Raw genomic sequence first — 11,850 nt, 5'->3', positions numbered from 1 at the left:
ATTTTTATTTAAATTGTTTAAGAAAACGTATATCATTTTCAAAGAATAAACGTATATCATGAATATTATAACGCAACATAGCTAATCTTTCTACTCCAACCCCAAAAGCACAACCAGAATAATTTAATAAATTAATATTAATATTACTTAATACATTAGGATGTACCATTCCTGCTCCCAAAACTTCAATCCATTTATTATTTGTTCCCATAATATCTACTTCTAAAGAAGGTTCAGTAAATGGAAAATAAGAAGGTCTAAACCTAATTTTTAATTTACTGTCAAAAAAATATTTTAAAAATAAAGACAATATTTCTTTTAGTTCTAAAAAATTAATATTATTATCTATTAATAATCCTTCTATCTGATGAAACATAGGAGTATGTTTTTTATCATAATCGTTTCGATATACTTTACCTGAAGTTAATATTCTTATAGGAGGATTTAAAATTTTCATCATTCTAATTTGCATATTAGAAGTTTGTGTACGTAATAAATATTTTTTATTTAACCAAAAAGTATCTTGTTTAGTTCTTGAAGGATGATTTTCTGATATATTTAATGCATCAAAATTATGATAAGTATCTTCTATTTCTTGACTTTCTATTATTTTAAATCCTAATTTTATAAAAAAATTTTCAATATCATAAATTACAGTATTTATGGGATGTTGAGAACCTATTTTTAGGTATCTACCAGGAAGTGTAATATCAATTTTTTTATTTAAAACTTTAAATTTAATATTATTAGATTCCAATTTATTTTTATGTTGTTTAACTAATTCTTTAATTTGTTTTTTTATATTATTAATAATTGTACTATTTTTAATTTTTTCTTGTTTTGTTAATTTTTTAAATAATAGAAATTGTGATGATATATATCCTTTTTTTCCTAAATATTTTGTTTTAAAAATATTTAATTCTTTAATATTATTAATTAAATTAATTTCTTTTTTTGCATGTATTATTATTTTATTAAGATCAGATATCATCTTTGAGATATTCTTATTAATAATTAATTAATTTTTATAAAATTTATTAATTTAGTAAATGATTGTTTATCAAACATAGCTAATTCAGAAAGAATTTTTCTATTAATATCAATATTAGATTTTTTAAATTGATTTATTAAATAACTATAAGAAATATTTTCTTGACGAGCTGCTGCATTAATTCTTATAATCCATAATTGACGAAATTTTCTTTTACGCTGGCGTCTATCACGATAAGAATATTGTCCTGCTTTGACTACTGCTTGAAATGCAGATCTATAAGTTCTTGATCTTGATCCATAATATCCTTTAGCTTGTTTAATAATTTTTTTATGTCTTGTATGAGAAATAACACCTCGTTTTACTCTAGCCATATAATTTAAAATCTCCTAATTTTAATAATTTTATTATTAAATTTTATTATAAATAAGGTAAACAAGACACTAATGAATATGTATCTCCTTTAAAAACTAATTTTTTTTTCCTTAAAGAACGTTTTTGTTTAGTTTTTTTTTTTGTTAAAAGATGTCTTAAATTAGCTTGTTTATGTTTAAATTTTCCAGAACTTGTTTTTTTAAAACGTTTAGCAGCACTACGTAATGTTTTAAGTTTGAACATATTTATGTTAATCCAAATATTTTTTAAAAAACTAATATATTAGTTCTAAATAATTTTATAAATAAAACTTATAGTTACTTTTTTTTAGGTATTAAAACCATTATCATTTGTCTTCCTTCAATTTTTTTAGGAAAATATTCAACTAAAGCTAAATGATTTAAATCATTTTTTATTCTATTTAGCATAGCAAATCCAATTTGGATATGTACCATTTCTCTACCTCGAAATCTAAGAGTTATTTTTATTTTATCTCCTTTTTTTAAAAAACGAATTAAACTACGTAATTTAACCTGATAATCTCCTTTGTCTGTATTTGGTCTAAATTTAATTTCTTTTAATTGAATAATTTTTTGTTTCTTTTTTTGTTCTCTTGATGTTTTATTTTTTACGTATAAAAATTTACCATAATTCATTATACGACATACAGGAGGATTTGCATTAGGACTAATTTCTACCAAATCAAATCCAATTTCTTTTGCTTTCATGAGTGCAATTTTTAAATCAACAATACCAACTTGTTCACCTTTAAAACCTATTAATCTTACAATTTTAGTTTTAATATCTTCATTAATTTTATTAGGTCTAAGTTGTATTATTTTTTTTCCACTTTTAATATCCTATCTCCCCAATTGATGAATATTATAATTATTAATTTCTTTTTTTACTTTGCTAATAATATCACGAATTTTCATATTTCCCAAATCTTTACCAAAACAATCACGAATTGAAACTGTATTATTTTTTATTTCTTTATCTCCACATATTAAAATATAAGGTATATGTTGTATAGTATATTTTCTAATTTTAAAAGCTATTTTTTCATTTTTTAGATCTGTTTGGACTCGAATATTATTTTGTTTTATTATTTCTAATAAATTCATAGCATAATTAATATGTTTATTGCTTATATTAATTATAATAATTTGTAATGGAGCCAGCCAAATAGGCAAATAACCAGAATATTCTTCTAGAAGAATACCAATAAATCTTTCTATAGAACCTAAAATAGCACGATGAATTATTACAGGTGTTTTACGTTTGTTTTCAGAATCCATATAAAATAAATTTAAACAACTTGGTAAGGCAAAATCTAATTGTATTGTACCACATTGCCATTCACGATTTAAACAATCAAAGAAAGAAAATTCTATTTTAGGTCCATAAAATGCACCATCTCCAATCTGATAATTAAAAGTTATATCTAATTTTTTTAAAACCATAGCTAAATTTTTTTCAGATTCATCCCATATTTCATTATTTCCAATACGATTTTTAGGCCTTGTAGACAATTTTACTAAAAAGTTTTTAAAACCAAAAATTTGATAAATTTCATACATCATATGAATACAATTTTCAATTTCTATTGAAACTTGATCTTGTGTACAAAATATATGAGCATCATCTTGAGTAAAACTGCGTAATCTCATTAAACCATGTAAAGAACCTGAGGGTTCATTTCTATGACATATACCAAATTCTGCAATTCTTAAAGGTAAATCTTTATATGATTTAAAACCATGTTGAAAAATTTGTATATGTCCTGGACAATTCATAGGTTTTATGCAATATTTTCTATTTTCAGAAGATGTACTAAAAATTGCTTTTTTATAAATTTTCCAATGTCCTGTATTTTTCCAAATTACACTATCTGTTATTAATGGTGTTTTTACTTCTTGATAATTATATTTTTTAAGTTTTATACGTAAAAATTTTTCTAATTCATGAAAAATAATATAACCATTATTATGCCAAAAGACCATTCCTGGTGATTCATTTTGAAAATGATATAAGTTAAGCTTTTTTCCAAATATTCTATGATCAATTTCTAATAATTTATTTTTACTTAATAATTGATTTTTTTTTTCTATTTTTTTATTAATAAAATTAGATGAATAATTATTTTGTTGCATTTTTTTCTTTTATATTAATTAATTGAATTTAATAAAATTTTAAAATAACTAATATAATAAAATATATATGTTTAATATTTTTTATGTTATAAATATATTATACAAATAAATATAACAAGAATATTAATTATTTAGAATTAATAATAATTATTATAGTGATATTTATTTATATAACAATAAAATAATTTTTAATTTATTAAAATATTATAAAAAAATTAAGTTTTTTGTCCATAAGTTATTCTTTTATTACCATTATAATCTAAACAAGTTTTTATATTTTTAAATTTTTTTTCTTGTAATATTTTTATAATTTGATCAGATTGATTAAATGCATGTTCTAATATTATCCATCCAAAATTATTTAAATATTTAGTAGATTGTAAAATAATAGAATTAAAATTAGATAATCCATTATCCTCTGCTATTAAAGAATATATTGGTTCAAATTTAATGCTTTTTTCAAGAAATAAATAATCTTTATATTTAATATATGGAGGATTGCTTACAATAATATCAAATGTTTTATTTTTTAAGTTATTAAACCAATTACTTTGTATAAAATTAACATTATGAATAGATAATTCATTTGCATTTTTTTTTGCAATATTAATTAATTCTGGAATTATATCTATCCCAATAATATTTAATTTTTTATATTCACTAGCTATAGCTAAAGCTATGGCTCCAGTTCCTGTTCCTAAATCTAATATATTTTTTGTATTAAATGTAATTTTTTTTAACGTATGTTCTACTAAAATTTCGGTATCTGGTCTAGGTATAAAAGTTAATGGCGTAACATTAATTTTTAATGACCAAAATTCACAAAATCCTAATATATAAGCAATTGGTTCCCCATTAATTCTTCTTTTTAATAACTGCATTAATTTTTTTAATTGTATCTTATTTAAATAATTTTCATAAAATTCATAGATCCAAAATTTAGATTTATTAAGAACAAAAGATAACAAAATTTCAGATTCTATCTTAGATAAGTATATTTTATTTTTTTTTAAAATAATATTAGCATAAAATAACCATTTTTTAATTTTCATTTGTTTTTGATATAGACAATAATAGATCAGTGTGATATTTATGTAAGATATGTTCTATTAATAAATCTAATTTACCATTCATAATTTCATCTAATCTATAAATTGTTAAATTAATACGATGATCTGTTACTCTTTTTTGAATAAAATTATATGTTCTATTCCTATCAGAACGTTCACCAGTTCCTAATAGATTTTTTCTTGTTACAGATTCATTTTTATTTCTTTTAGCTACTTCTGCTGCATTAATTCTAGCTACTAATACTGATAAAGCTTTAGATTTATTTTTATGTTGTGAGCGTTCATCTTGACATTCTACAACAATTCCTGTTGGTATATGAGTAATACGAATAGCAGAATCAGTTGTATTAACATGTTGTCCACCAGCTCCAGAAGAACGAAAAGTGTCAATTTTTAAATCGTTATTATTAATTTCTGGAACTTCAGATTTAGATAATTCTGGCATAACAGCTACAGTACATGTAGAAGTATGAATTCTTCCTTGAGATTCTGTTTCAGGAACTCTTTGTACTCTATGTCCACCTGATTCAAATCTTAATTTTCCATATACACCATGCCCAACTATTTTTAATATAATTTCTTTATATCCTCCATGATCACCATAATGAACATTAATTATTTTAACTTTCCAAAATTTAGATTCAGCATAACGAACATACATTCTATAAATATTACCTACAAAAATAGCTGCTTCATTACCTCCTGATCCTGCTCTAATCTCTAAAAAACAATTTCTATTATTTTCATTATTACTTTGAGATAACAAAAGCATTTTAATTTCTTTTTCTATTTGTTGTTGTTTAATTTTAATATTTTTATTATCTTCCAAAACTATAGAATATAATTCTTCATCATATAATAATTCTTTATTATTAATTAACTCTAATTGTAAATTTTTCCATTTTATAAATGGTTTAATTATAATAGATAAATTAACATATTCTATTGAAAGATTACGTAAGTTTACTTGATTATTATATATTTTATAGTTATTTAGTTGTTTTTCAATATATATATAACGTTTATGTAATAAATTAAGTTTTTTAATAATAGAATTATTCATAAATTAGGTTTTATGTCATAAATTTCGTTAAATAGAATATGTAATAAATAATTTATTTATATTAATATAATAAATAAAAAAATCAAAATAATAAATTTATATTATATTTTTTTATATATGGTATTTATATATATAAAAAATATGTATTAATAATAATATTATATATTGATAATATTTGTAAGGAATATTTAATGTCTGATATGAAATTATTTTCTGGTAATGCTATTCCAGAATTGGCAAAAAAAATTGCAGATCATTTATATACTGATTTAGGAAAAGCATATGTAGGTAAATTTAGTGATGGAGAAACTTCTGTTCAAATAAATGAAAATGTTAGAGGTGATGATGTTTTTATAATTCAATCTACTTGCCATCCTACAAATGATAATTTGATTGAATTAATTATCATAGCTGATGCATTAAGAAGAGCTTCAGCAGGAAGAATAACAGCAGTTATACCATATTTTGGATATTCAAGACAAGATCGTAGGTTAAGATCTGCAAGAGTACCTATTACAGCAAAAGTTATAGCTGATTTTTTATCTGGTGTAGGAATAGATAGAGTTTTAACTGTAGATTTACATGCAGAACAAATTCAAGGGTTTTTTGATATTCCTGTAGATAATGTATTCAGTAGTTCTATTTTTATAGAAGATATGACAAAAATTTTTTTAGATAAACCTATTATAGTATCTCCAGATATTGGAGGTGTAATACGTGCAAGAACTATAGCTACAACACTATTAAATGGCACTGATATGGCAATCATAGATAAAAGAAGATCTAAATCTAATATATCAGAAGTTATGCATATTATTGGTGATATTGTAAATAGAGATTGTATTTTAATAGATGATATTGTTGACACAGGAGGTACATTATGTCAAGCAGCAAAAGCATTAAAAAACAATGGAGCTAAACGAGTTTTGGCATATGTAACACATCCTATTTTTTCTGGTAATGCTGTAAATAATATTTCTAATTCTTTAATAGATGAAATTATAGTATGTGATACAATTCCTTTATCAAACAAAATAAAAAAATTAAAAAAAGTAAGAAAATTAACTTTATCAGAAATGATTGCAGAATCTATTCGTAGAATAAATAATGAAGAGTCTATTTCTGTAATGTTTAATAATTAACATAGGAAATATTATTTGAGTAATATTAAAATGATTGTTGGTTTAGGAAATATTGGAAAAAAATTTGTTGGATCACGACATAATATGGGATCTGATTATATTTATTACCTTGCTAATTATTTTAAAATTAAATTAAATAAAATAGAAAAATTACATAGTTATATTGGTTATATTTTTTTGTCAAATAAAAAATTAATTTTATTAATTCCTGATACTTTTATGAATAATTCTGGTAAATCCATACTTCTTGCATGTAATTTTTATAAAATTATTTTAAATAATGTATTAATAATACATGACGAATTAGATTTTTTACCCGGAAAAATAAAATTTAAGTATGGAGGAGGTAGTGGTGGTCATAATGGATTAAATGATATAATAAAAAATTTTAATAATAAATTATTTTATAGATTAAGAATAGGTATTGGACATCCTGTAAATAAATTAAAAGTAAATAATTTTGTATTAAACAAACCAACTATAATTGAAAAAAAAATAATTAAACATGCAATGAAGAATATAATGAATGCAATAAAAATTTTTATTGATATAGATTATTATAGAGCTATGAATTATCTTCATTCTAAATAAATAATAGGATTAAAAGTGGAATTAAAATGTGGTATAATTGGGTTACCTAATGTAGGAAAATCTACATTATTTAATGCATTAACTAATTCAAATGTTAATGCATCTAATTATCCTTTTTGTACAATAGAACCTAATATTAGTGTTGTTACCGTGCCTGATAAAAAATTAGATATATTATCTAAAATAGTAAAAACAAAAAAAATAACTCCATCTACAATAAAATTTGTAGATATAGCAGGTTTAATTAAAGGAGCTTCTAAAGGACATGGATTAGGAAATAAATTTTTAAATCATATAACAGAAATGAATGCTATTATTCATGTTGTACGTTTTTTTGAAGATACAAATATATTAAATATATCACCTACTAATATTCCAATTAATAATATTAATATAATTAATAATGAAATTATTCAATTTGATATTTCTTTGTGTATAAAACAAATAAAAATTTTATCTACAAAAAATAATTTAAAAAAAAATTACCAAAACATAAATTTATTAAATTTATGTTTAAATAAATTAAAAGAAAAAAGATTACTTAATACAATTAATTTTAATATAGAAGAATTAAAATTTCTTAATAATAATATAAAATTATTAACTATTAAACCAATGATTATTATTGCTAATATAAGTGAAAATGAATTACACAATAAATTATATTTGAATCAATTACAATTAATATCTAAAAAATATAATATTATAAATATATGTGCTAAGTTAGCATTTAATAAAATTAGTAAATTACAAAATTATTATTTAAATAAAATTATAATAGCTAGTTTTAATTTATTAAATTTAAATACATTTTATACTGTTGGGATTAAAGAAACAAAATCATGGAGTATTATAAAAGGAACAATAGCTTTAGAAGCTGCAAAAAAAATTCATAGTGATATTAAAAAAGGTTTTATTAGAGCTAAAGTAATAAATTATAATGATTATATTTTTTATAAAAATGAAAATAAATTAAAATTAGCAGGAAAAATTAGATTAGAAGGTAAAAATTATATTATTAAAAATAGAGATATAATTCATTTTCTTTTTAAGATCTAATAATCTAGATTATTTACATATTTTAATATACAATTAATTATATTTATCTTAATTTAAATTTATTTATTATGAATATTTATTCATAATTGAATATACTTTCATAAATATGAATAATATGTAATTAGTATTCATTATTACTTTAGTCATATTATTTCACTAATATTATAAGTGAAAATTGAGAATTATAATATGAAAATTATAAAACCTATATTACAACTAATTACAACTAAAACTGTTTATATAAAAAATCCTACTATTATATTTAATAAATTATGTAAACAAAAAAAATATACTTTATTATTAGAATCAGTTGATATTAATAGTAAAAAACATTTACAAAGTTTACTGATTATTGATAGTTCATTAAGAGTTAGTTCTATTAAAAATACTGTAACTATTCAAGCATTTTCTGAAAATGGTAATTTATTATTACAATTATTAGATAACTTTTTACCTAAGAATATATCTAATATAAAAAAAATAAATAATCGTTTTTTAATTTTACCAGAAATAGAAAAGTTAGAAGATGAAGACACACGATTAAAATCATCATCTGTTTTTGATATATTAAGATATATACTAAAGTTAGTTAAATTACCTAATAAAAACGAAAATAAAGCTATGTTTTTAGGAGGATTATTTTCTTATGATTTAATATATAATTTTGAAAAATTACCACAAAAAATAAAATATCAAAATATCTGTCCTGATTATTGTTTTTATTTATCTGAAACATTATTAGTAATAGATCATAAAAAAAAAATATCACATTTACAAGCTAGTATTTATGTTCCTAACAAACAAGAATTTAAAAGATTAAACAAACGTATTGAAAATCTTAGTAAACAAATTGAACAAACAATAATAGAACCTTTAACTAATATTAATATTAGAAAAAAAATTAATAAAAATATTTCTTATACATGCAATCAAGAAGATTCAGAATATTGTAATATAATAAAAAAAATGAAATTTTATATTCAATCAGGAGAAATTTTTCAAGTTGTACCTTCAAGAAAATTTTTTATACCATGTTATAATCCTTTAGTTGCTTATGATATTTTAAAAAAAATTAATCCTAGTCCATATATGTTTTTTATGCAAGATAAAGAATTTATTTTATTTGGAGCTTCTCCAGAAAGTTCATTAAAATTTAACTCTATAAATAGACAAGTAGAATTATATCCAATCGCTGGTACTAGATCAAGAAAGTATATTAATAATATTATAAATTTAGATTTAGATAGTCGTATTGAATTAGAAATGAGAATAGATCAAAAAGAAATGGCAGAACATCTAATGTTAGTAGATTTAGCAAGAAATGATTTAGCAAAAATATGTATTCCTGGTAGTAGATATGTAGCTGATTTAACAAAAGTTGACCGTTATTATTGTGTTATGCATTTAGTCTCTAGAGTTATAGGAATTCTTAAACCAAATTTAGATGCTTTACATGCTTATCGAGCATGTATGAATATGGGCACTTTAACTGGAGCACCAAAAATACGTGCTATGGAATTAATATCAATCTTTGAAAAAGAACAAAGAGGTAGTTATGGAGGTTCCATGGGTTATTTAACAGGACATGGAGATTTAGATACATGTATAATTATACGTTCTGCTTATATTAAAAATAACAAAGCAACTGTACAAGCTGGTGCAGGTATAGTATTAAATTCAGAACCACTTTCTGAAGCAAAGGAAAGTTTTAATAAAGCTAAAGCAGTTTTAAACGCTATAACTAAAAGTAATTTTTATTATAAGGAGTAATAATAATTTAATGTCTAATGTATTTATTATAGATAATGTTGATTCATTTACTTATAATTTAGTTGATCAAATACGTTCTTTAAACCATAAAGTTATTATATATCGAAATAATATTCCAATAAATTTTTTATTAAAAAAATTAAGTAAAATTAAAAATCCTATTTTATTATTATCTCCTGGTTCAGGTTTACCTAGTAAAGCTGGATTTATGCCTAATTTATTAAAAATTTTAATAGGTAAAATACCTATTATTGGAATATGTTTAGGACATCAAGCATTAATTGAATCTTATGGTGGATGTATTATAAGAGCAAAAGAAATTTTTCATGGTAAGTCTTCAACTATTATTCATGATAATAAAGATATGTTTTATGGAGTAAAAAACCCTATGAATGTAGCTCGTTATCATTCATTAATAGCAAATAAAACTCCTAATATTTTAACAATTAATTCTAAATGTAAAAATATTATTATGAGTTTTCGTTACAATTTCCATAGAACATGTGGTTTTCAATTTCATCCTGAATCTATTCTTACTCCTGATGGAGATATTTTAATGAAAAAAACTATTCATTGGGCTTTATCTTAAAATTAATGTTATTTAAAGTAATAAAATGATTAATCATATTTTAAATAAATTATACAATAGTAAAAATCTTTCTAAAGATGAAAGTAATTATTTATTTACATCAATCATAAATAAAAAATTAAATTCTAGTCAACTAGTAGCTATGTTAATAGCTATGAAAATAAAAGGAATAAATTATGAAGAAATTGCTGGTGCAATAACTGCAATAATAAAACATAAAACAAAACACTTCCCTAAACCAAAATATATTATATCTGATATTGTTGGTACTGGAGGAGATAATATGAATACTTTAAATATTTCTACAGGTAGTTCTTTTATTGCTGCTTCTTGTGGATTAAAAATAGTAAAACATATTAATCATTGTATATCAAGTAAATCTGGATCGGCTGATATATTATCAGCTATGGGAATTCAATTAAATCAATCTAGTATTGTTTCTCGAAAATTATTAGATGATTTTAATTTATGTTTTTTATTAGCACCTAAATATAATAATTTTTTTTCAGATTTTATGATTATAAGAAAACAGTTAAAAACTAGAACTATTTTAAATATATTAGGTCCTTTATTAAATCCTGCTAAACCTCAAATTATTTTAATTGGAGTATATAAGAAAAATTTATTATTACCCATTATTAACACTTTAAAATTATTACAATATAAAAAAGCGGCTGTAGTTCATTGTAATGGAATGGATGAAATATCATTACATGATGATACTAATGTATTTGAATTAAATAATAATATAATTTCTAATTATATATTAACTCCTAAAAATTTTGGACTGAATTATATTTCAAAAAATGATTTAATTGGAGGAATACCTAAAGAAAATGCTAAATGTTTAATAAAATTATTAAAAGGAAAATCTAAGAATATTAGTTATAAAAATACTATAGCAGCTAATGTTGCTTTTTTATTAAAATTACATGGAAAAAAAAATTTAATTCAAAATACTAAAATAGCTCTTAATATAATTAATAATGGTCTTGGTTATAATTATATTACTAATTTAATAAATAAAGGTTATATAAAAAAATAACT

General features: G+C 21.1%; 13 protein-coding genes. 6 read left to right on the top strand and 7 right to left on the bottom strand.

The genetic code is table 11. The features are described from left to right. Window positions 1-4: 4 nt before the first annotated feature. The 7 genes from pheS to prfA form a co-directional block, all read right to left on the bottom strand. Window positions 5-988 carry a phenylalanine--tRNA ligase subunit alpha gene (gene pheS, locus GJT81_RS00570; RefSeq protein ID WP_211080534.1) on the bottom strand — a complete coding sequence of 328 codons (984 nt, stop codon included), beginning with the start codon at window positions 986-988 and terminating at the stop codon, window positions 5-7. Between the two features lie 26 nt (window positions 989-1,014). Further along, window positions 1,015-1,365, bottom strand: a complete 351-nt coding sequence (rplT, locus tag GJT81_RS00565) for a 50S ribosomal protein L20 (protein ID WP_169785412.1) — start codon at window positions 1,363-1,365, stop codon at window positions 1,015-1,017. A gap of 46 nt (window positions 1,366-1,411) precedes the next feature. Further along, a complete protein-coding gene (rpmI, locus tag GJT81_RS00560) occupies window positions 1,412-1,609 on the bottom strand; it encodes a 50S ribosomal protein L35 (RefSeq protein ID WP_169785411.1) in 198 nt (65 codons plus the stop codon). A 74-nt stretch (window positions 1,610-1,683) separates the two neighbouring features. Further along, complete coding sequence (gene infC / locus GJT81_RS00555) at window positions 1,684-2,223, bottom strand: translation initiation factor IF-3 (RefSeq protein ID WP_169785743.1); 540 nt, start codon at window positions 2,221-2,223, stop codon at window positions 1,684-1,686. Window positions 2,224-2,226: 3 nt separating this feature from the next. Then, window positions 2,227-3,519 (bottom strand): threonine--tRNA ligase, encoded by a 1,293-nt coding sequence (gene thrS, locus GJT81_RS00550; protein WP_169785410.1) that lies wholly within the window; start codon window positions 3,517-3,519, stop codon window positions 2,227-2,229. Window positions 3,520-3,734: 215 nt separating this feature from the next. Further along, window positions 3,735-4,571, bottom strand: a complete 837-nt coding sequence (gene prmC / locus GJT81_RS00545; RefSeq protein ID WP_169785409.1) for a peptide chain release factor N(5)-glutamine methyltransferase — start codon at window positions 4,569-4,571, stop codon at window positions 3,735-3,737. Beyond that, the gene (prfA, locus tag GJT81_RS00540) at window positions 4,561-5,652 is read right to left on the bottom strand and encodes a peptide chain release factor 1 (RefSeq protein ID WP_169785408.1); all 1,092 of its coding nucleotides are present in this window, start codon (window positions 5,650-5,652) and stop codon (window positions 4,561-4,563) included. The genes prmC and prfA overlap by 11 nt, the downstream gene beginning before the upstream one ends. A 191-nt stretch (window positions 5,653-5,843) precedes the next feature. On the opposite strand from prfA, the gene GJT81_RS00535 reads away from it, so the two are divergent. From GJT81_RS00535 to trpD, 6 genes are all read left to right on the top strand, one after another. Beyond that, entirely contained in the window at window positions 5,844-6,794 is a 951-nt protein-coding gene (locus tag GJT81_RS00535; RefSeq protein WP_169785407.1) for a ribose-phosphate pyrophosphokinase, read from the top strand. A 15-nt stretch (window positions 6,795-6,809) separates the two neighbouring features. Beyond that, window positions 6,810-7,385, top strand: a complete 576-nt coding sequence (gene pth / locus GJT81_RS00530) for an aminoacyl-tRNA hydrolase (RefSeq protein ID WP_169785406.1) — start codon at window positions 6,810-6,812, stop codon at window positions 7,383-7,385. 15 nt (window positions 7,386-7,400) lie between these two features. Beyond that, a complete protein-coding gene (gene ychF, locus GJT81_RS00525) occupies window positions 7,401-8,444 on the top strand; it encodes a redox-regulated ATPase YchF (protein WP_169785405.1) in 1,044 nt (347 codons plus the stop codon). 189 nt (window positions 8,445-8,633) lie between these two features. Further along, on the top strand, window positions 8,634-10,214 hold the full coding sequence (locus tag GJT81_RS00520) for an anthranilate synthase component 1 (RefSeq protein ID WP_169785404.1): 1,581 nt from the start codon (window positions 8,634-8,636) through the stop codon (window positions 10,212-10,214). Window positions 10,215-10,224: 10 nt separating this feature from the next. Next, window positions 10,225-10,803 (top strand): aminodeoxychorismate/anthranilate synthase component II, encoded by a 579-nt coding sequence (locus GJT81_RS00515; protein ID WP_169785403.1) that lies wholly within the window; start codon window positions 10,225-10,227, stop codon window positions 10,801-10,803. A gap of 28 nt (window positions 10,804-10,831) precedes the next feature. Beyond that, a complete protein-coding gene (gene trpD, locus GJT81_RS00510; RefSeq protein WP_169785742.1) occupies window positions 10,832-11,848 on the top strand; it encodes an anthranilate phosphoribosyltransferase in 1,017 nt (338 codons plus the stop codon). Window positions 11,849-11,850: the final 2 nt, after the last annotated feature.

The organism is Enterobacteriaceae endosymbiont of Plateumaris consimilis (genome assembly GCF_012563145.1).
Classification (GTDB): domain Bacteria; phylum Pseudomonadota; class Gammaproteobacteria; order Enterobacterales; family Enterobacteriaceae.
This window is presented reverse-complemented; position numbering and strand designations above follow the sequence as displayed.